Annotated in this window: 14 protein-coding genes and 2 riboswitches; of the genes, 7 read left to right on the top strand and 7 right to left on the bottom strand. The window is 74.6% G+C overall.

From position 1 onward, the window contains the following. Positions 1–587 precede the first annotated feature (587 nt). Both cobO and ABD284_RS19500 read right to left on the bottom strand, forming a co-directional pair. Positions 588–1,190, bottom strand: a complete 603-nt coding sequence (gene cobO, locus ABD284_RS19505; RefSeq protein WP_344145520.1) for a cob(I)yrinic acid a,c-diamide adenosyltransferase — start codon at positions 1,188–1,190, stop codon at positions 588–590. Between the two features lie 139 nt (positions 1,191–1,329). Further along, positions 1,330–3,465: a putative cobaltochelatase gene (locus ABD284_RS19500; RefSeq protein ID WP_344145518.1), complete on the bottom strand. Its 2,136-nt coding sequence runs from the start codon at positions 3,463–3,465 to the stop codon at positions 1,330–1,332. Between the two features lie 56 nt (positions 3,466–3,521). Beyond that, positions 3,522–3,652, bottom strand: a riboswitch (cobalamin riboswitch). A gap of 277 nt (positions 3,653–3,929) precedes the next feature. Here ABD284_RS19500 and ABD284_RS19495 point away from each other — a divergent pair. Then, on the top strand, positions 3,930–5,354 hold the full coding sequence (locus ABD284_RS19495) for an amidase (RefSeq protein WP_344145516.1): 1,425 nt from the start codon (positions 3,930–3,932) through the stop codon (positions 5,352–5,354). Between the two features lie 60 nt (positions 5,355–5,414). Here ABD284_RS19495 and ABD284_RS19490 read toward each other — a convergent pair whose 3' ends face one another. After that, complete coding sequence (locus ABD284_RS19490; protein ID WP_344145633.1) at positions 5,415–5,684, bottom strand: DUF6504 family protein; 270 nt, start codon at positions 5,682–5,684, stop codon at positions 5,415–5,417. Positions 5,685–5,946: 262 nt separating this feature from the next. On the opposite strand from ABD284_RS19490, the gene ABD284_RS19485 reads away from it, so the two are divergent. Both ABD284_RS19485 and ABD284_RS19480 read left to right on the top strand, forming a co-directional pair. After that, positions 5,947–8,196, top strand: coding sequence for a serine/threonine-protein kinase (locus tag ABD284_RS19485; protein ID WP_344145514.1), 2,250 nt, complete (start codon positions 5,947–5,949; stop codon positions 8,194–8,196). A gap of 70 nt (positions 8,197–8,266) precedes the next feature. Further along, positions 8,267–9,232, top strand: coding sequence for a quinone oxidoreductase family protein (locus tag ABD284_RS19480; RefSeq protein ID WP_344145512.1), 966 nt, complete (start codon positions 8,267–8,269; stop codon positions 9,230–9,232). 71 nt (positions 9,233–9,303) lie between these two features. On the opposite strand, the gene ABD284_RS19475 is transcribed toward ABD284_RS19480, so the two are convergent. From ABD284_RS19475 to cobN, 3 genes are all read right to left on the bottom strand, one after another. Beyond that, positions 9,304–10,410, bottom strand: coding sequence for an SPFH domain-containing protein (locus ABD284_RS19475; protein ID WP_344145510.1), 1,107 nt, complete (start codon positions 10,408–10,410; stop codon positions 9,304–9,306). A 70-nt stretch (positions 10,411–10,480) separates the two neighbouring features. Beyond that, complete coding sequence (locus ABD284_RS19470) at positions 10,481–10,921, bottom strand: NfeD family protein (RefSeq protein ID WP_344145508.1); 441 nt, start codon at positions 10,919–10,921, stop codon at positions 10,481–10,483. Between the two features lie 157 nt (positions 10,922–11,078). After that, positions 11,079–14,873: a cobaltochelatase subunit CobN gene (cobN, locus tag ABD284_RS19465; protein WP_344145506.1), complete on the bottom strand. Its 3,795-nt coding sequence runs from the start codon at positions 14,871–14,873 to the stop codon at positions 11,079–11,081. A gap of 66 nt (positions 14,874–14,939) precedes the next feature. Then, a riboswitch (cobalamin riboswitch) is annotated at positions 14,940–15,030 on the bottom strand. A 167-nt stretch (positions 15,031–15,197) separates the two neighbouring features. On the opposite strand from cobN, the gene ABD284_RS19460 reads away from it, so the two are divergent. Beyond that, entirely contained in the window at positions 15,198–15,770 is a 573-nt protein-coding gene (locus ABD284_RS19460) for a hypothetical protein (protein WP_344145504.1), read from the top strand. A gap of 99 nt (positions 15,771–15,869) precedes the next feature. On the opposite strand, the gene ABD284_RS19455 is transcribed toward ABD284_RS19460, so the two are convergent. Further along, a complete protein-coding gene (locus ABD284_RS19455) occupies positions 15,870–16,376 on the bottom strand; it encodes a hypothetical protein (RefSeq protein ID WP_344145502.1) in 507 nt (168 codons plus the stop codon). Between the two features lie 441 nt (positions 16,377–16,817). On the opposite strand from ABD284_RS19455, the gene ABD284_RS19450 reads away from it, so the two are divergent. Genes ABD284_RS19450 through ABD284_RS19440 form a run of 3 tightly spaced genes read left to right on the top strand, consistent with a single transcriptional unit; the run spans position 16,818 to position 20,048 of the window. Beyond that, positions 16,818–17,480, top strand: a complete 663-nt coding sequence (locus ABD284_RS19450) for a TetR/AcrR family transcriptional regulator (RefSeq protein ID WP_344145499.1) — start codon at positions 16,818–16,820, stop codon at positions 17,478–17,480. Continuing rightward, complete coding sequence (locus tag ABD284_RS19445; protein WP_344145497.1) at positions 17,473–18,405, top strand: ABC transporter ATP-binding protein; 933 nt, start codon at positions 17,473–17,475, stop codon at positions 18,403–18,405. Before ABD284_RS19450 ends, ABD284_RS19445 begins: the two co-directional genes overlap by 8 nt. Then, positions 18,402–20,048 carry an ABC transporter permease gene (locus tag ABD284_RS19440; protein WP_344145495.1) on the top strand — a complete coding sequence of 549 codons (1,647 nt, stop codon included), beginning with the start codon at positions 18,402–18,404 and terminating at the stop codon, positions 20,046–20,048. The genes ABD284_RS19445 and ABD284_RS19440 overlap by 4 nt, the downstream gene beginning before the upstream one ends. Positions 20,049–20,089: the final 41 nt, after the last annotated feature.

Raw genomic sequence — 20,089 nt, 5'->3', positions numbered from 1 at the left:
ATGCGGGCGGCGGCTGTGCGGAAGCGCCCGGGACCGCGGCCATCAGCTCGGTGTCGGCGTACTCCTCGACCCGCACCGCCGTGCCCGCCCTTCATCCGGAACACCCGGCGGTACTCGTTCTCGCAGACGCGGCCGGTCGCGGTCGCGTCGCCGGCGCCGGCGGCCTCGACCACCACGCGGGTCTCCCTCGGCTGTGGAACGGTGCGGCGCGACCGCGCACCGGGCGCGAGCCGGGCCTGCAGAGGGCCGAGCAGCTCGGTCAGCACGGCCTGCCTGCCGTGATAGGCGCCCGACCACGCTGAGAGGTGCCGATGGCGGTCCAGACGAACGTCCTCGTGGAGGCAGGCCGCCCACGGCCCGACATCCCCTCGGCCGGCGCCGCGTAGGCCTCCTCCCGGAGCCCGGTTCGCGGCCGCGTCCGCGGCGCCTCGTCTGCGTCGCCGGCGGGCGGGACCGGCGTCCCGCCCGGCCCCGCCGAGGGCGGCCCGCGCGGAGGCGGGCCCACCACCGGTTCCCCGGCCGCCTCGCGGAAACGTCCGAAAAGCGCGCGGAACGTCCGGTGCGCGGCGGGCGGGAGCCGCGTCAGCTCACCACTCGATGCCGCGCTGCCCCTTCTGGCCGGCGTCCATGGGGTGCTTGACCTTGGTCATCTCGGTGACGAGGTCGGCCGCCTCCCGCAGCCGGGGGTCGGCGTCGCGGCCGGTGACGATCACGTGCTGGTGGCCGCTGCGCTGCGCCAGCGTCTCGACCACGTCCTCGACGTCGACCCAGCCCCACTTCATGGGGTAGGTGAACTCGTCGAGCACGTAGAGGCGGTAGGTCTCGGCGGCAAGGTCGCGCTTGATCTGGGCCCAGCCCTCCGCGGCGTCGGCGGCGTGGTCCTCCTCGGTGCCCTGCCGCTGGATCCACGACCAGCCCTCGCCCATCTTGTTCCAGTCGACCCGGCCGCCCTCGCCGGACTCGCCGAGGACGCGCAGCGCGCGCTCCTCCCCGATGCGCCACTTGGCCGACTTGACGAACTGGAAGACGCCGATGTCCCAGCCCTGCGACCAGCCGCGGGTGGCCAGCCCGAAAGCGGCGGTCGACTTCCCCTTGCCGGGACCGGTGTGCACGATCAGCAGCGGTCGGTTGCGGCGCTGGCGCGTGGTCAGTCCGTCGTCGGGCACGTAAGCGGGTCTGCCCTGCGGCATCGTGGTCTCTTCCCCTCGGTTCTCGGACTTCTCGCGTTTCTCGGACGCCGGAGGCCGCGGGTCCGGGCGCCGCCGGAGCGCGGCTGCGGACGACCGGTGTCCGGGGCGGCGCGTCGGACGCGCTTCGCCCGACGGGTACTCAGGCGGCGCGCCGGTTGGAGCGCACCAGGCCGCTCAGCGCGTCGGCGCCCAACTCCTCCAGGTGCACCGACTCGCCGCCCATCTCGGCGGCCAGCCGCTGGGCCAGGCCCAGGCGCACCGGCCCCGACTCGCAGTCGACGACGATGCCGTGCACGCCCCGGGCGCCGATCCGCGCGCCGGCGCGCAGCGCCTCGTCGAGCCCGCCGCGGGTGGCGCGCCCGTCGGTCACCACCACGAGCAGCGCCCGGCGGGCGGCGTCGCGCAGCCGCTCCACACGCAGCACCTCCGCCGCGCGCGCCAGCCCCGCCGCGAGGGGGGTGCGCCCCCCGGTGCGCAGCTCGCGCAGCCTGCGCGCGCCCGCCTCCACCGACGAGGTCGGCGGCAGCTCCACCTGGGCGCCGGTGCCGCGGAAGGTGACCAGACCGACCTTGTCGCGACGCTGGTAGGCGTCCAGCAGCAGGCTCAGCACAGCGCCCTTGACGGCGCGCATCCGCTGCCGGGCGGCCATGGAGCCGCTGGCGTCCACGCAGAACAGCACGAGGTTGCCCTCGCGGCCTTCGCGCACGGACTCGCGCAGGTCGCCGGGGCGCACGATGAGCCCCGGCCCCCTACGGCCGCGGGCTCGCTGATAGGGCGCCGCCGCGCGCAGGGTCGCGGTCAGGTGCAGACCGCGCACCGCCGAACGGGGCACGCGCGCGCCCGAGGTGCGGCCGAAGGGCGTTTCGGCCCGGGAGCGGCGGCCGGGCGCGCCCTCGCCTACGCCGTCGAGGCTGAACAGGCGCGGCCGGTAGGTCTCGCCGGCCTCCGCCTGCGGTCCCCGGTCCGGATCCTGGGGCCGCGGCGGCGACTGCTCGCCACCGGGGTCGCCGTCGGCGTCGCCGGAGCCCGCCGGCCGGGGACCCGAGGGGGCGCCCCCGGCATCGCCGCCGGGCGCCTCGCCGGAGTCGGGACCGGAGTCCTGCGGGCCCTGCCCGTCGCCGTCGCCCTCGCCCGGCTGCGCGGAGGGCTCCTCCGCCGAGGATCCGGGGTCCGGGCCCTGCGCCTCGGCGCCGCCGCCACCGCCGCCCGTGTCGTCGCCGGCGCCGTCCGGCTCACCCGGGTCTTTTGGGTCCGCATCACCCGCCTGGTCCAGCGCCTCCTGCAGCCGGTCCTCGTCCAGGTCGGGCGCGTCGAAGGGGTCGCGCCTGCGCCGGTGCGGCAGCGCCAGGCGGGCGGCGTCGCGCACGTCCTCGGGTGCCACCTCGCCGTGGTCGCGCCAGGCGGCCAGCGCCATGGCGGCGCGGGCGGTGACGATGTCGGCGCGCAGGCCGTCGACGTCGAAGGCCGCGCAGACCGCCGTGACCTGCCGGAGTGCGGCGTCGGTGAGCACCACGCCCGGCAGGCGCTTGCGGGCGGCCAGAATGCGGCCCGCGAGCTCGGCCTCGTCCCGGGCGTAGCCGGCGGCGAAGCCCTCGGGGTCGGCCTCGAACGCGAGCCTGCGGCGCACCACGTCCGCGCGCAGCTGCGGGTCGCGGGTGGCGGCGACCTCCACGGTCAGGCCGAAGCGGTCCAAAAGCTGCGGCCGCAGCTCGCCCTCTTCGGGGTTCATCGTGCCCACGAGCAGGAAATGCGCGGCGTGGCGCACCGAGACGCCTTCGCGCTCAACGTGCGAGGTGCCCATGGCCGCCGCGTCCAGCAGCAGGTCGACGAGGTGGTCGTGCAGCAGGTTGACCTCGTCGACGTAGAGGACGCCGCGGTGCGCCTCGGCGAGCAGGCCGGGCTCGAAGGCCTTGACGCCCTCCGTCAGCGCCCGCTCGATGTCCAGCGAGCCCACCAGCCGGTCCTCGCTGGCGCCCACCGGCAGTTCGACGAGCCGCGCGGGGCGCTCGCCGGGCACCGCGGAGTCGGCGTGCGGGCCGTCGGGGCACTCGGGGTCGGGGGCGGCGGGGTCGCAGCCGAACCGGCAGCCCTGCACGACGTCGAGGTCGGGCAGCAGCGCCGCCAGGGCGCGCACCACGGTCGACTTGGCGGTCCCTTTCTCACCGCGGACCAGTACGCCGCCGACGTCCGGGGACACGGCGTTGATCAGCAGCGCGAGCTTCAGGTCGTCCATGCCGACGACCGCGCTGAAGGGGTAGCGAGCAGGAGCGCTCACGCAGGTCAGTCCTTCCTCGGGAGTCCACGCCCATAGGGGTCTTGCCCGGTGCCGCGCAGTCTCCTGGCTTCCAGATCACCGCTCGCCCGCCGCCTTCCCACCGGAGGGGTTCCGGCAGTGGCGCTCGTTGCGGGGCCGCTCCCTGGTCACAGTGGCGGGACCGTCCCGGATTCACACCGGGTTCCTGCGCGCCGCGGCGCGGCCGGGATGCTCCCGGCCGGGTACGCCCGGCGCCGGCACCGCCAACAAGAGTCTCATACCGCGCCCGTCCGGCCTCCACCGCGTCCACCGCCGCGCAGCGCAGCGGCCTCGGCGAGATCCGCCCGCCGCCGGGGCGGCGCTCCGGCGACGATCACCCTTGCGGCGGCGCCCCGATCGGGATGGGATGGCCGCACCCGGACACCAGCGCCCGCCCGGCCCGCGGCCTGCGGGGCAGCATCAGACGACCGGAGGACCCTACCGCGATGCGCGACGACGAGACCGCCGAGATCACCCGCCGACCGGCCCGCGAGCTCGCGCGGATGCTGCGCGCACGCGAGGTCTCCGCCCGCGAGGTGGTGGCCGCGCACCTGCAGCGCGTCGAGGCGGTGAACCCGGCCGTCAACGCCGTGGTGACGCTGTGCGGCGAGCGCGCCATGGACGAGGCGCACGCCGCCGACGAACTGCTGGCCTCGGGCGGCGAACCCCCGCCGCTGCACGGGCTGCCGGTGGCGCACAAGGACACCCACGAGACCGCGGGCGTGCGCACCACGTTCGGCTCGCCGGTCTTCGCCGGCCACGTGCCCGACCGCGACGAACTGGTGGTGGCGCGGATGCGCGCTGCCGGGGCGATCACCATCGGCAAGACCAACACCCCCGAGTTCGCCGCCGGATCGCACACCTTCAACCCCGTGTTCGGGCTGACCCGCAACCCCTACGACACCGCGCGCTCGGCGGGCGGCAGCAGCGGCGGCGCGGCCGCGGCGCTGGCGGCGGGCATGCACGTGATGGCCGACGGCTCCGACATGGGCGGGTCGCTGCGCAACCCCGCGTCGTTCAACAACGTGGTGGGGCTGCGGCCGTCGCCGGGGCGGGTGCCGCAGCACCCCGCACCGCTGGGCTGGTCGCAGCTGTCGGTGCAGGGCCCCATGGCGCGGGAGGTCGACGACGCGGCGCTGCTGCTGTCGGTGATCGCCGGCCCCGACCCGCGCAGCCCCGTCGCCCTCGGCGAGCCGGGATCGGCGCTGGCCCCGCCGCTGGAAGCCGACGTGCGCGGCCTGCGCCTGGCGTGGTCGCCGGACCTCGGCGGGTCGGCCCCGTGCGAGCGGGCGGTGACGGAGGCCCTGGCGCCCGCGCTGGAGGTCTTCTCCGAGCTGGGCTGCGAGATCGCCGAGGACGCCCCCGACCTCTCCGGCGCCGACGACGTCTTCCGCACGCTGCGGGCCTGGCAGTTCGAGGCGACGCTGGGACCGCTGCTGGACCGCGAGCGCCCGCGGATCAAGCCCAGTCTGGCCTGGAACATCGACGAAGGCCGCAAGCTCTCCGGCGCCGACGTGGCGCGCGCCGAGCTGGAGCGCACCCGCATCTACCACCGTGTGCGCGAATTCTTCGAGCGCTACGACGCGCTGCTGCTGCCGGTGAGCCAGGTGGCGCCCTTCGACGCGGACCTGGAGTACCCGGCCGACATCGACGGCGCCGAGCAGCAGACCTACCTCGACTGGATGCGCTCCTGCTACCACATCACCATCACCGGCTGCCCGGCGCTGGCCGTGCCCGGCGGGTTCACGCCGGGCGGGCTGCCGGTGGGCCTGCAGATCGCCGGACCGCATCGGGCCGACCGGCGGGTACTGGAGATCGGCCGCTCCTTCGAGCGCGCCACCGGCCACGGCCGCCGCCGACCGCTGCTGTAGGTCGCGGCCAGGTCGCGGCGCCCGCGACCGGATGCGGCCGGATGCGGCCAGGTGGCGGGGTCAGTCCCAGACGCGCGCCAGCAGCCATCGGTCCGTGGCGGAGTCGTGCTGGAGCTCGTAGACGCCCAGCGCGCCGGAGGATCCGGCTTCGACCCGCCAGTGGGCGCGCTGGGGCAGGTGCTCCTGCACCTCGGGTGACCAGTCGGCGCGCAGGGTGACCCAGTGGTCGACGATGTGGCGGACGTTGTAGACCCGGTGCTCCCATACGAAGCGCACCGGCCGCCCCTCGTGCTCGGTGACCGCGACCGGCACACCGTAGACGTGGCCCACTGGCGACACTCCCCTCAAGCTGCGGCGCCCTCGATCGGGCGGCCTGGGCCTGCGGGGAAGGACAGGCGCTTATTCGAACGTGTGTACTAACACTAGCCGATCCTGTGAATTCGCGGAACCGCGACGCGCCGCATCCTGTCTAATATCAGGAACACCCCGCCCCCAGTCGGCGAACTCGTGCGAACCCGCCCCGACTCGCCCTGTCCGGGGCGTCTGTACGCTGAGACCCCGAATCGCCTGCCGGCCTAAGGAACGCAGCACTGTGACGGACATCGGGCACGAGCGCGCCAAACCCCTCCGCACCGGCGACCCCCACCAGCTCGGCGACTACCGGATCGAGGGCAGGCTGGGGCGCGGCGGCATGGGGACCGTCTACCTCGCCCGCGACACCGCCGAACGGCTGGTGGCCGTCAAGCTGATCCACCCCGACCTCACCGACGACCCGGACTTCCGCCGCCGCTTCGCGCGCGAGGTCGAGTCCGCCCGCAAGGTCGCGCGCTTCTCCACCGCCGGGGTACTCGACGCCCGCCTGGACGGCGACCCGCTGTTCATCGTCTCCGAGTACGTGCCCGGACCGAACCTCGCCCAGGCCATCAGCGCCGAGGGCCCGATGAGCGGCGGCACGCTGGAGAGCCTGGCCCTGGGCGTCGCGGCGGCGCTGACCGCCATCCACCGCGCCGGCGTCATCCACCGCGACCTCAAGCCCGGCAACGTGCTGCTCTCGGCGGTGGGACCCAAGGTCATCGACTTCGGCATCGCCCGCGCGATGGACGACGAGAGCGCGGTCACCCGCTCCAGCCAGCTGATGGGAACGCCCTCCTACCTGGCTCCCGAGCTGATCGCGGGCGGCCCGATCACGCCCGCCTCCGACATCTTCTCCTGGGGCTGCCTGGTGGCCTACGCCGGTATCGGCAAGGCGCCCTTCGACGCCCAGACGGTGCCGGCCGTGCTGCACCTGATCAGCTCCGGCGAGGCCGACCTGGAGGGGCTCGACCCGCGGCTGAGCGACCTGGTCCGCAGCGCGCTGGACAAGGAGCCGGGCAACCGCCCCACCGCCCAGCGGCTGCTGAGCATGCTCGTGGGCGAGGACGACCCGGGCGAGGCGATCGTCGACAGCACCGTCGTGGAGTCCTGGACCCCGCCGTCCGTCGTCGGGGCCGCCGGGACGGCGGCCGCGGGCGCCGCAGCAGGGGCCGCCGGTGCGGCCGGAGGCGCCGCACCCGATGCCGGACCCGACGCGGTCCCGACCGAGCAGTCGACCCGTGCACTCGCCCCCGAGTCCCCCGCCCGGCCGCCGACCACGCAGCCCTCCACCCACGCCGTCCCGCCGGCACCGGAGCGGCCCGCGCCGCGGCCCCAGGCACCCTTCGGCCAGGGCGCCCCGGGACACGCGCCCGGGGGCAGCGGCTTCCCCCCGCCCGGCCCGCCGCAGAAGCCCTACGGCCACCCGTCCGGCCCGCAGCCCCCGTACGGACCGGGATCCAGACCGCAGGCGCCGTACGGGCCCGCGCCCGGCGCCGGTCCTTCGGCATCGGGGCCCTACGGGACCCCGTCCGGACCCCAGCAGCCCTACGGAGGGGGTTCCGGTCCGCAGCAGCCCTATGACGCCGGGTCGCCGCCCTTCGGACAGCCCTCGGCCGGCATCGGCGGGCCGGGCGTGCCCGGTGCGGGCGGCGCAGCCCCGGCGAGCGGCCCCGCGCCCGGCAGAGGCCGTACCGGACTGCTCATCGGCGCCGTCGCGGGAGTGCTGCTCCTGGTCGCCGGAGGCGTGCTCGGCTCCGTGCTGCTGCTCGGCGGCGGTCCGCCCGAGGGCACCCTGATCTACGAGGACGACTTCGCGAGCAGCGCCTGGGAGTCCACCGAGTACGACCCCGAGGACGAGTTCACCGAGTACGCCTACCACCCGGAGAACGGCCTGATCCTGCGCGTGTCGGAGTACAACGACTTCAACGGCAGCATCGGCGCCTTCGCGCCCTACACCGGCACCTACCCCGAGGCCGTCCTGGTCGAGGCCGAGGCCGAGGCGCTGGCCGGGCCCGCCTACAGCGAGTACGGCCTCCGGTGCTTCCACCGCAGCACCGAGGACGACGTGGTCACCCACTACGAGGGCCTGGTGCGGTTCGACGGGGGCAGCGCGCAGATCCGGCGCGTGGGCGGCGAGTCCGGCGAGGCCGCCATGGCCACCACGGACGACGTCGGCGGCTACGTCCAGCCTCCGGACAAGCTGCCCATGCGCGACGGCACCGACGACGGCAACGGCGAGTCCGTCACCAACACGGTGGCCATGGCGTGCGAGTACGACGAGGAGGCGGGGACCCTGGCCGTCAATCTGTGGGTCAACGGCGAGCACGTCCTGGAGGCGGTCGACGACCAACCGCTCGCCGGCGGCAAGACAGGCGGCACCGGCGTGACGCTCAAGCGCCGCGGCAGCGAGACCGACACGCCGATGGTCGGCTTCCACCGCTTCGAGGTGCAGCGGCTGAGCTCGGCCGGCTCCGGCGGCGACGCCTAGGGTGGGGTGCGGGCGGCCGCCGTCGCCGCCCGCACCCCACGCACACTTGGGCAACCGGGAAGGGTCAGGCATGCGCGCCATCGTCATCGAAGAGCAGGGCGGCCCCGAGGTCATGCGCCTCACCGAGACCGCCGACCCCGAGCCGGCCTCCGGCGAGGTGCTGATCGACGTCGAGGCCCGCGGGGTCAACTTCATCGACGTCTACCAGCGCAGCGGCGCCTACTCGGTCTCCACCCCCTTCACCCCCGGCGTCGAGGCGGCCGGCCGCGTCGCGGCGGTGGGCGCCGGAGTCACCGGGGTCGCCCCCGGCGACCGGGTGGCCTGGGCGATGCTGCCGGGCGGCTACGCCGACCGCGCGGCGGCCCCGGCCCGGCGCGTCGTGCCCGTGCCCGACGGCGTCACCGCCGAGCAGGCCGCTTCCACGCTGCTGCAGGGTATGACCGCCCACTACCTGACCCACTCCACCTACGCCGTGCAGCCGGGCGACACGGTGCTCGTGCACGCCGCCGCGGGCGGCACCGGGCTGCTGCTCGTCCAGATGGCCAAGGCGCGCGGTGCGACCGTCATCGGTACCGCCTCGACGGAGGCCAAGCAGGCGCTCGCCCGCGAGGCCGGCGCCGACGAGGTCATCGACTACACCCGCCAGGACGTCGCTCCCGCGGTTCGCGAGCTGACGCGCAGCCGCGGAGTGGCGGCCGTCTACGACGGCGTCGGAGCCGACACCTTCGACGCGAGCCTGGAGTCGCTGCGCCCCCGCGGCGTCCTCGCGCTCTTCGGCCAGGCCAGCGGTGCCGTGCCGCCCGTGGACCCGCAGCGGCTGAACTCCGCCGGCTCGGTCTTTCTGACCCGGCCGAGCATCGCGCACCACATAGCCTCGCGCGAGGAGCTGCTGGAGCGCGCGGCGGACGTGTACGGGCTGGTCGCCTCCGGGCGCCTGGACGTGCGCGTCGGTGGGCGCTACGCGCTGGAGGAGGCGGCGCGCGCCCACGAGGACCTCACGGCCCGGCGCACCACCGGCAAGCTGCTGCTGGTCTGATCCGCCCCGCGACCGGCGGCGGCCCGCTGCGGGCCGCCGCCGGGACCGCCCGGCGCGGGCGGTGCGGCGGGCTACTCCTTGTCGCGCGGGCGCGGCTCGGGCACCTGGCCGCTGGCGGCGCCCGCGGCGGCCTCGGCCTCCTCGCGCGCGCTCGCCACCGCCTGGGCGGCGATCTCGGCGGCGTGGCCGGCGGCCTCGGTCGGGGACTCGCGGTGCTGGCCGGCGGTCAGCTCGCCGGGCGACTCGCGGCCCTCGACCCCCTCGGCCTCCGGGCCCTCCTCCTCGGCGGAGCCGGTGGGCGCGGCCGCGCCGGCGTCGGCGGAGAACGCCTTGGAGACGTTCTGCACCGCCTGGCTGAGCTCGCCGGGGATGACCCAGAAGGTGTTGCCCTCGCCGTTGGCCAGGTGCGGCAGGGTCTCCAGGTACTTGTAGGCGAGCAGCTTGGGGTCGGCGTTGTTGGCGTGCACGGCCTTGAAGACGAGCTCGATCGCCTGTGCCTCGCCGTCGGCCCGCAAAATGCGCGCCTGCTGGTCGCCCTGGGCCTCCAGGATGGCCTGCTGGCGGGCGCCCTCGGCGGTGAGGATGCGCGACTGGCGCTCACCCTCGGCGTGCAGCACGACGGCGCGCTTGTCGCGCTCGGCGCGCATCTGCTTCTCCATCGCCTCCTTGATGGAGGGCGGCGGGTCGATGGCCTTTATCTCGACCCGGTTGACCCGGATGCCCCATTTGCCGGTCGCGTCGTCGAGGACGCCCCGCAGCATGGAGTTGATCTCCTCGCGCGAGGTCAGCGTCCGCTCCAGGTCCATCCCGCCGATCACGTTGCGCAGCGTGGTCACGGTGAGCTGGTCGATGGCGGCCAGGTAGTTGGCGACCTCGTAGGCGGCGGCGCGCGGATCGGTGATCTGGTAGTAGAGGACCGTGTCGATGTTGACGACGAGGTTGTCCTCGGTGATCACCGGCTGCGGCTTGGAGGAGAAGACCTGTTCGCGCAGGTCGTACTTGGTGTTGACGCGGTCGACGACCGGGATGATGAAGTTCAGGCCCGGCTGCAGGGTGCGCTGGTAGCGGCCGAACCGCTCGATGTTGTAGGCGCGCGCCTGCGGGACGATCCGCACGGTCGACAAGACGGCGAGTACGACCAGGACGGCGATGACGATGAAGAGGATGTCGATCCCCATGGCGACCTCCTGGGTGGCTGTGTGGACGGAGCCGAGCGGGCAGAGGGGCGAGGCGCGCTGCCCGTCGCGTTCACGGCAGCGCTTCTCTGGGGTACACGACCGCCGTCGCGCCGTCGATCTGCATGACGTCGACCCGCGTACCGGGCGGGATCACGGTGTCCTCGTCGATGCAGCGCGCCGACCACTCCTCGCCGGAGAGCTTGACCCGGCCGTGCTCGCCGGTGACCTCGTCGACCACCACCGCCGACTGGCCCACGAGGCGGTCGGTGCCCGAGCGCAGTAGGGGCGGTTGCTGCAGGTGGCGCTTGGCGATGGGCCGGACCACCAGCAGCCCGGCGGCCGAGGCGATGACGAAGGCCGCGACCTGCGTGGCGAACCCCATGCCGATGGCGCCCACGACCCCGGCGATCAGCGCGGCGGCTGCCAGCAGGCCCAGGGCCAGAGTGAGGGTGAAGACCTCGGCTACGCCCAAGGCGGCGGCCGCGATCAGCCACAGGACCCAAAACGGCATCGTTACCGACCTCCCGTCCGAGCGCGGCTTGGTCTAAACGTACCCCCTAGAAGTGAGCAACCACACAGCAGCGGGCCGCATTCCGGACACGGACCGGGCGCGGGCGGGAGGGGGCGCTCCCCGCCCGCGCGGACCGGCGCGGGCGGGGAGCGGCGCATCAGTCCTCGTCCTCCAGGTCGCCTTCGAGGGCGAGGTAGGTCTCGCGCAGCCGGTCGAGCACCTCGGGGTCGGGCTCCTCCCACAGCTTGCGCTCGGCCGCCTCCAGCAGGCGCTCGGTCATGCCGCGCAGTGCCCAGGGGTTGGACTGCTCCAGAAACTCGCGGTTCTCAGGGTCGAAGACGTAGGTCTCGGCGAGCTTGGCGTACATCCAGTCGTCGACCACCCCTGCGGTGGCGTCGTAGCCGAACAGGTAGTCGACGGTGGCGGCGAGCTCGAACGCGCCCTTATAGCCGTGCCGGCGCATGGCCGCCACCCAGCGGGGGTTGACCACGCGGGCGCGGAAGACCCGGCGGGTCTCCTCGCCCAGGGTGCGGGTCTTGACCTGGTCGGGCACGGCCGAGTCGCCGACGTAGGCGGCGGGGTTGGTGCCGGTGAGCCGGCGCACCATGGCGACCATGCCGCCGTGGTACTGGAAGTAGTCGTCGGAGTCGACGATGTCGTGCTCGCGGGTGTCCTGGTTCTTCGCGGCCACCGAGATGCGGCGGAAGGAGGCCTCCATGTCCGAGCGCGCCTCGCGGCCGTCGAGGCCGCGGCCGTAGGCGTAGCCGCCCCAGACGGCGTAGACCTCGGCGAGGTCGGCGTCGTCGCGCCAGTTGCGCGCGTCGATCAGCGGGAGCAGGCCGGCGCCGTAGGCGCCCGGACGCGAGCCGAAGATGCGGGTGGTGGCACGCCGCCAGTCGCCGTGGTCGGCGTGGTCGGCCAGCGCGTGGGCGCGCGGGAAGTTGCGCTCGGCCGGCTCGTCGAGGTCGGCGACCGCCTTGATCGCGTCGTCGACCATACCGATGACGTGCGGGAAGGCGTCCCGGAAGAACCCGGAGATGCGCAGTGTGACGTCGATGCGCGGCCGGCCCAGCTCCTCCAGCGGCACGATCTCGAACCCGGTGACGCGGCGTGAGGCGTCGTCCCAGGTGGGGCGCACGCCCAGGAGCGCCAGCACCTCGGCGATGTCGTCGCCCTGCGTGCGCATGGCCGCGGTGCCCCACACGGTCAGCCCCACCGACCGGGGGTGCTCGCCGTTGTCGTCGAGGTGGCGGCGCACCAGCGAGTCGGCGAGGGCCTGGCCCACGTCCCAGGAGTTGCGGGAGGGCACGGCCTTAGGGTCGACCGAGTAGAAGTTGCGGCCGGTGGGCAGCACGTTGACCAGCCCGCGGGTGGGCGAGCCGGAGGGGCCGGCGGGAACGTGCCCGCCGTCCAGCGCGTGCAGGACGGCGCCGATCTCGTCGCTGGTGGCGGCCAGGCGCGGCACGACCTCCTCGGCGGCGAAGCGCAGTACCTGCACCGCCCGGCGGGCGTGGTCGTCCCCGGTGGAGGAGCCCGCGAGCGCGCGGGAGACCACCGGCTCGACCCGGTCGGCGGCCCAGCCGCACTCCTCCATCGCCTCGACGAGTCGGCGGGCCAGCGCGTCGACCAGGTCGAGGGCGTCGGAGGCGGTGCGCGCGGGCCCGTCGACCAGGGCGGTCAAGCCCTCGGGGACGTCGGCGCGTGCGCCCGGCTCGGCGAGCAGCTCCTTCTCGTCGAGGCCGAAGGCGCCGGCCAGCACCGCGCGCAGGCCCGGCAGCGCGCCGGCCTGCCCGGCCCAGACCTGCGAGGCGCGCAGCACGGCCAGGACCAGGTTGACGCGGGCCCCGCCCTCGGGGGCCTCGCCCAGGATGTGCAGGCCGTCGCGGATCTGCACGTCCTTGATCTCGCACAGGTAGCCGTCGACGTGCATGACGAAGTCGTCGAACTCGTCCTCGCCGGGCATCTCGTCGCGGTGCAGGTCGTGGTGAAGCTCGGCGGCCTTGATCAGCGTCCAGATCTGGGCGCGCAGCGCGGGCGCCTTGTCCGGGTCGAGGTCGTTGACCATGGCGTACTCGTCGAGCAGCTGCTCCAGCTTGGCGATGTCGCCGTAGGTGTCGGCGCGCGCCATCGGCGGCACCAGGTGGTCGACGACGGTGGCGTGGGCGCGCCGCTTGGCCTGGGTGCCCTCGCCGGGGTCGTTGACGATGAACGGGTAGATCAGCGGGAGGTCGCCCAGCACGGCGTCGGGCGCGTCCTCGGCGGCCAGCCCCAGGCCCTTGCCGGGCAGCCATTCGAGGGTGCCGTGCTTGCCGAGGTGGATCACCGCGTCGGCGCCGAAGCCGGCGGCGCTCCCCTCGCCCGCGGGCTCGGCGGGGGCCTCCAGCCACCGGTAGGCGGCCAGGTAGTGGTGCGACGGCGGCAGGTCGGGGTCGTGGTAGATGGCGATGGGGTTCTCGCCGAAACCGCGCGGCGGCTGGATCATCAGCACGACGTTGCCGAAGCGCAGCGAGGCCAGGACGATCTCGGGGGTGCCGCGGGAGTCGTCGACGTAGAGGTCGCCGGGCGGCGGCCCCCAGTGCTCGGTCACGGCGTCGCGCAGCCGCTTGGGCTGCGCCTCGAACCACCGGCGGTAGTCCTCCAGCGGAACGCGGTTGGTCGCTGCGGCGAGCTGCTCCTCGCTGAGCCATTCGACGTCGTGGCCGCCGGCGCGGATGAGGGTGTGGATGAGCGGGTCGCCGTCGTCCTCGCGCCGGTCCTCCTCGGGGCCGGGCATCCGCCACAGCGAGTCGTCGCCGCCCAGGTCGTAGCCGCGCTCGGCGAGCCGGCGGAACAGGCGGACCGCCGAGGCGGGGGTGTCCAGGCCTACGGCGTTGCCCACGCGGGAGTGCTTGGTCGGGTAGGAGGACAGCACGACGCCCAGGCGCCGCTCCGCGGGCGGCACCGCGCGCAGGCGGGCGTGGCGCACCGCGGTTCCGGCGACGCGGGCGGCTCGTTCGGGATCGGCGGCGTAGACCGGGATGCCGCTGTCGTCGGCGATCTCCTTGAAGGAGAACGGCACGGTGATCAGCCGTCCGTCGAACTCGGGGATGGCCACCTGCATGCCGGCGTCCATCGGCGTCAGCGCGGCGTCGGAGGCCTGCCAGCGCTCGCGCGCGGAGGTCAGCACCAGGCCCTGCAGGATGGGGACGTCCAGGGCGGCCAGCGCGCCGGCGTCCCAGGCGTCCTCGTCGCCGCCCCCGCTGGCGTCGGCGGCCACCGCGCCGCCCGCGGCGAGCACCGTGGTGATCACGGCGTCGGCACTGTCGAGGATCTCGAACAGCCCGGGGTGGCTGTCGCGGGTCAGGCCGCGCAGCGAACCGGAGAACACGGCCAGCGGCCTGCCGCCGGCGTCCTCGACGGCATGGCAGAGGGTGTCGACGAAGGCGGTGTTGCCGGAGAGCTCGTGGGCGCGGTAGAAGACCACGGCGACGGTGGGGCGCGGGTCTTCGGCCCCCTGCCCCGGCCGCCCGGTGCCGCGCGGGGCGATCTCGTGGACCCCGTACTCGGGCATGGCCAGCGGCGGCTCGAAGGCCTCGCCGGTCAGCAGGACCGTGTCGGACAGGAAGCGGGCCAGCTCGCGCATGTTGGCGATGCCGCCCTCGCGCAGGTAGGCGTGGGCGTCGGTGGCCACGCCGGAGGGCACCGTGGAGTGCGCGATCATCTCGGCGTCGGGTGCCGCCTCGCCGCCCAGCGCGACCAGGGGCACGCCGCTGGTGCGCAGCCGCTCCAGGCCGGCGGGCCAGGCCTCGCTGCCGCCGAGTAGGCGCACGACGGCGACGTCGACGCCGTCGAGCAGGCCGCCCACGTTTTCGGGGCCGGTGCGGGCCGGGTTGGCGGTGCGGTAGCCGGCTTCGGCGGCCCGGGCCGCCAGCAGCTCGGTGTCGGCTGTGGACAGCAGCAGAATGGTAGCCACGCGTGGACGTCCTTCTCAGCAGTGCCGGGGTCCTCGCCCCGTGACCGGACATGGGCGCGACGGACGAAGTTCCTGGCTCGGGCGGCGCTCCGGCGGGGGCGCAAGGAGCGGGGCCCTGACAGTTGCGGGACAGCCGCGGACTCGCACCGCGTTCCTTCGTGCCGTCGCCGCCCATCTTGGCAGACGGCGCCGGGAGTGCCCCGGGCGGTGGCCGCCCGGGGCGGCCACCGGGGCGGCCACCGGGGCTGCGGCCGGGGGTCCGGCACCGACCCGGTTCGGCCATACGGTTCCGGCGGTGCTCCGGCTTTGCAAGAATCGACGGATATGAGCTACCCCCAGCCCCCGTCGGATCCGGGCGACCCCTACAACCAGCGGCCGCAGGGCGATCCGTACAACCCGTACGCGCCACCGGGCGCCCCCTCGGGCGGGTACCCGGCCGCCGACCCCTCCGCCGGATCGCTGGTCCCCTACGGGCAGGGCCCGCAGACGGGAGGCTGGCAGGCTCCCTACGCACCGGTCCCGCAGAACGAGGCGGTTCTGACCACCATCGGCGATATCGCCATCACCCAGACCTCGGTGATCACCCCCGGGGGCCGGATCCCGATCAAGGGCAGCACCTGGACCGTCACCGACCTCACCCACACCACGCAGGGCATCGCGACGACGGGCATCGTGCTCGCGGTGGTGTCCTTCCTCCTGTTCGCCTGGGCGTGCGGGCTGGGGCTGCTGGGTCTGCTCTTCCTGCTGATGAAGGAGGAGAAGATCACGGGCAACGTGCAGGTCACCGTGCAGGGCCACAACGTCTACCACTCCACCATGATCCCGGCGAAGGGCCAGGAGACCATCACGCAGGTGACGCAGTCGGTGAACTACGCGCGCTCTCTCGGCACCGCCTGACGAGGGCGGAGGCGGCGACGGCGGGCCGGGCCGGGGGCGGACCCCGCCCGGCCGAAGTCCGCCGCCACCCGCGCCGGCGGACCCGCGGCGCGGCCGCCGCTACCCCGGGTGGCCTCCCTCGCCCGTGTCCGCCCCCGCGGGATCGGTGCCCTGCGCCGGGCACAGGAGCCCGGCCAGCAGCTCGCGGAGGTAGTCCGCGACCGGACGGTCGCCGGCCGCATCGCTGAGCGCGCGGAACTCGGCGTCGCTGAAGCCGACGGAGACCGAGCGGGCGGCCTCCTTGCGGCGCGGCAGGCCCAGCATCCGGCGGTGGACGCGCTCCAGCGCCTCGGGCGGCAGCGGCCCATAGGCGGTCTCCAGCTGCGACAGCCAGTCGCGCAGCTCGTTCCAGCGCGCGTAGCGCCCGGCGAGGACGTAGAGGTAGGAGGCCACGTCCCGGTGGCCGGCGGCGCGCTGCAGCTCATCATGGGTGACGGGGTCGAGGGCGAGGGTCACCCGCCGAGCGAGAGGGCCCGCGGCGTCGTCGGTGGAGCGGGGGTCGCGGAGTACGGGGTTCTCCGCGCTCGCGGGTGCGGTCGGGGACGCGGGGATCGTAGCGGTGTTCACCTGTGAACCTCCAGGTCGAGTGCGAAAGCGGACTCGGCCGCGCCCTGCGCGGCCCGCGGCCGCCTCCGCGATGGGACCCGCCGGTTACCCGGCGCCCATGACCGCCTGGCCGCTGCACCACCCCCAAGGTAACCCGCCGCGATGCGGCTCGGGCGGTTGTCCACAGCCTCCGACTCTGCCGGGCAGGAGGGTTCCCCACCGCCCCGGCCGCGCAGGACCGCGTCGGGCTGCTCGCTCGTCAGGGGAGGGCACGGCGACCGGATGCGCGGCATCGGTGCGCGGCCACTCCGGCAAGAACGCCGGGAACCGCCGCCACACGTGCGGGACGGCTCGCCGGGAATCCCGGACGACCTGCGGCATCGCCCAGCCCCTCGGGGACCCGCGGGCAGGGTGAGGCGGAGGCACTTGCCGCTGATTGGTCGATCAGTTAGCATACTGATCATGCGATCAGCATCCGATGGCCCGGAGGACCTCACCGCCCGCGCACGGATCCGCGACGCCGCCGTCTCCCTCTTCGCCGAGCACGGCATGCGGGGAACGAGCATGAAGCGGGTCGCCGCGGAAGCGGGGGTCTCCCAGGCCCTGGTGTCCCACCACTTCGGCTCCAAGGAGGGCCTGCGTACCGCCTGCGACGAGTACGTGGCGGCGATCATCGAGGAGCGCAAGCGCGCCGCCCTCAGCAAGGGTCCGACCGTGAACGTGCTGGAGGCGCTGCGCGAGCAGTCCGACTCCCGCCCGCTGATGCGCTATCTGGCCCGCATGCTCATCGAAGGCTCCGAGCACGCGGACTCCCTGGTGGACGGGATCGTGGCGGCCTCCATGGCGTCGACGGAGGAGGCCGAGCGCGCCGGGATCTTCCGGCCCTCCGAGCGGCCCCGGGACCTCAACACCGTGCTGGTGCTGTGGTCGCTGGGCCTGCTGGTCCTGCACGACCAGGCCGAGCGGCTCCTCGGCATGTCCATCGACGGCCCCGCCGAGGACCAGATCCGCTACGTGCGTGCCGCCCTGGACGCCCTGAGCGGCCTGTTCACCGACGAGGCACGCGAGCGGATGCGCACCACGTTCCCCGCCGACGGGGAAGAGGAAGAAGGCAGTGATGACTGAACAGGCGCCCGCCATCGACATCCGCGGGCTGCGCAAGTCCTTCGGGGCCGTCACCGCCCTGGACGGGCTGGACCTCAGCGTCGCCGAGGGCGAGGTGCACGGCTTCCTCGGGCCCAACGGGGCCGGCAAGACCACCACCCTGCGGGTGCTGCTGGGACTGCTGCGCGCCGACTCCGGCCACGCCGCGATGCTGGGCGGCGACCCGTGGAAGGACGCGGTCGACCTGCACCGCAGGCTGGCCTTCGTGCCCGGCGACGTGGAGCTGTGGCCCAACCTCACCGGCGGCGAGGCGATCGACCTGTTCGCCCGGCTGCGCGGGTCGTTCGACCGCGGGCGCCGCGACGAGCTGTGCCGGCGCTTCGACCTCGATCCCGCTAAGAAGGGGCGCACCTACTCCAAGGGCAACCGGCAGAAGGTCGCGCTGATCTCCGCCCTGGCCTCCGACGTCGAGCTGCTGCTGCTCGACGAGCCCACGGCCGGGCTGGACCCGCTGATGGAGGCGGTGTTCCAGGAGTGCATCCGCGAGGCGAAGGCCGCCGGCCGCACGGTGCTGCTCTCCAGCCACATCCTCGGCCAGGTGGAGGCCTTGGCCGACCGGATCTCCATCATCCGGCAGGGCTCGATCGTGGAGACCGGGACCCTGTCCGAACTGCGCCACCTCACCCGGACCACCGTGGTCGCGGAGACGGCCCAGCCGCCCGACTCCCTGGCCGCCCTGCCGGGGGTGCACGGCCTGGAGCACACCGGCGGGCAGGTCCGCTTCGAGGCCGACGGCGACCGCCTCGACCGGATCGTCGCCGCGCTGGGCGCGCTCGGTGTGCGCTCCCTGGTCGCCCACCCGCCGACACTGGAGCAGCTGCTGCTGCGCCACTACGGCGACGCGCTGCACGACGGCGCCGCGAGCTCCGCGGGGGTGGCGAAATGACCGCCACCGCCGCGGAGCGCCCGCACACGGCGCACACGGCCCGCGGCGGCGGGTTCGCGGGCACCTGGACCCTGACCCGCTTCCTGCTGCGCCGCGACCGCGTGCGGCTCCCCGCCTGGACCGCGGGCTTCGCCCTGTTCATGGGCTACCTCACCGCGGCGCTGCCCGTCGCCTACGGAGACGACAAGCAGTTGCGGGCCATCGGGCAGATGTTCCGGGACCCCGTCGGCAGGCTCATGATCGGCCCCGGATACGGCTTCGAGGACCCGACCCTGGAGCGGTTCGTCGCCAACGGGTACGGGCTGTACTTCCTGGTCCTCGCGGCGCTCATGAGCATCCTGCTGGTGAGCCGGCACACCCGGGTGGAGGAGCAGAACGGCCGCGCCGAACTGGTGCGCGCCAACGTGGTCGGCCGCTACGCCGCACTGACGGCGACCCTGGTCGTCGCCGCGGTCACCAACGCGGCGGCGGGCGCGGCCGTCTTCGCGATGATGGCGGCGGTCGGCGGCTACGGCGCGGGGGGCTCCCTGGTCTTCGCTGCCGGGATCGCCGCGACGGGCCTGGCCTTCGCCGGGGTGGCCGCGGTCACGGTGCAGGTGACCGAGTACTCCCGCGCCGCCTCCGGCATGGCCGGGGCGGTCCTCGGCGCGGCGTTCGTGGTCCGCTCCGGAGGGGACATGGCCGAGCAGGGCGGATCGCCGCTCTCCTGGTTCTCGCCCTTGGCCTGGGGGCAGCAGACCGCCCCGTTCGTACTCGACCGCTGGTGGCCGCTGCTGCTCCCCCTGGCCGTGGCCGCAGGCGGCTTCGCGGCCGGCTATGCCCTACTGACCCGCCGCGACCTGGGCTCCGGCCTTCTCGCCGTGCGGGCGGGCCGCTCCCGGGCCGCGGCCTCCCTCGGCACCCCGCTGGGACTGGCCCTGCGGCTGGAGCGGGCGGGCATCATCGGCTGGGCCGCCGCGCTGGCGATCGGCTCGCTGGCCTTCGGCGCCTACGCCCAGACCCTGCTGGACGCCGCCGAGGACATGCCGGCCGCTTTCGTCCGGCTGTTCGGCGGCGCCGACGGCATGCTGGCCGGATACCTCGCCTACATGGCCGGGTTCATGTCCTACATCGTCGGCGCGTACGCGATCCTGGCCGTACAGGGCCTGCGCACGGAGGAGACCGGGGGCCGCGGCGAGCCCGTGCTCGCCACCCCGGTCGGCCGCTGGGCCTGGCTCGGCAGCAACCTCGCGGTCACCGCGGCCGCGGTCGTGGTGCTCATGGCGGCGGCCGGTGCGGCGATCGGCGCGGGCGCCGCGCTCGTCACCGGGGACACCCGGCACATCGGCGACCTCACCCTGGCCCACCTCAACCACGTGCCGGCGGTGCTGGTCGTGCTCGGGCTCGCCGCCCTGCTCTTCGGAGCGGCGCCGCGGGCGATACCGGCGGCCTGGGCCGTCGTCGGCTACGGCGCGGTGATCGGCACCTTCGGTCCGCTGATGGACCTGCCCAACGCGGCGCTGGACGCCTCACCGTTCCACCACCCCGCCCGGATGCCGGTGGAGTCCTTCGACCCCGGCCCCTTCGCCGCGCTCCTCGCGCTCGCCGCAGTGCTCGCGGCACTCGGGTTCGCGGCCTTCCGCAGACGCGGCATCAACGTCTGACCACCCCGACCCCGCCGCCGCGCCCCACCAGGCGCGGCGGC

Source organism: Streptomonospora arabica, from assembly GCF_039531585.1.
GTDB lineage: Bacteria > Actinomycetota > Actinomycetes > Streptosporangiales > Streptosporangiaceae > Streptomonospora > Streptomonospora halophila.
This window is presented reverse-complemented; position numbering and strand designations above follow the sequence as displayed.

Bases quoted from the DNA above. Each gene is read 5' to 3' on its own strand.
- cobO (WP_344145520.1), bottom strand. From the start codon at position 1,190: ATGCCGCAGGGCAGACCCGCTTACGTGCCCGACGACGGACTGACCACG.
- ABD284_RS19495 (WP_344145516.1), top strand. From the start codon at position 3,930: ATGCGCGACGACGAGACCGCCGAGATCACCCGCCGACCGGCCCGCGAG.
- ABD284_RS19480 (WP_344145512.1), top strand. From the start codon at position 8,267: ATGCGCGCCATCGTCATCGAAGAGCAGGGCGGCCCCGAGGTCATGCGC.
- ABD284_RS19475 (WP_344145510.1), bottom strand. From the start codon at position 10,410: ATGGGGATCGACATCCTCTTCATCGTCATCGCCGTCCTGGTCGTACTC.
- ABD284_RS19470 (WP_344145508.1), bottom strand. From the start codon at position 10,921: ATGCCGTTTTGGGTCCTGTGGCTGATCGCGGCCGCCGCCTTGGGCGTA.
- ABD284_RS19460 (WP_344145504.1), top strand. From the start codon at position 15,198: ATGAGCTACCCCCAGCCCCCGTCGGATCCGGGCGACCCCTACAACCAG.
- ABD284_RS19450 (WP_344145499.1), top strand. From the start codon at position 16,818: ATGCGATCAGCATCCGATGGCCCGGAGGACCTCACCGCCCGCGCACGG.
- ABD284_RS19445 (WP_344145497.1), top strand. From the start codon at position 17,473: ATGACTGAACAGGCGCCCGCCATCGACATCCGCGGGCTGCGCAAGTCC.
- ABD284_RS19440 (WP_344145495.1), top strand. From the start codon at position 18,402: ATGACCGCCACCGCCGCGGAGCGCCCGCACACGGCGCACACGGCCCGC.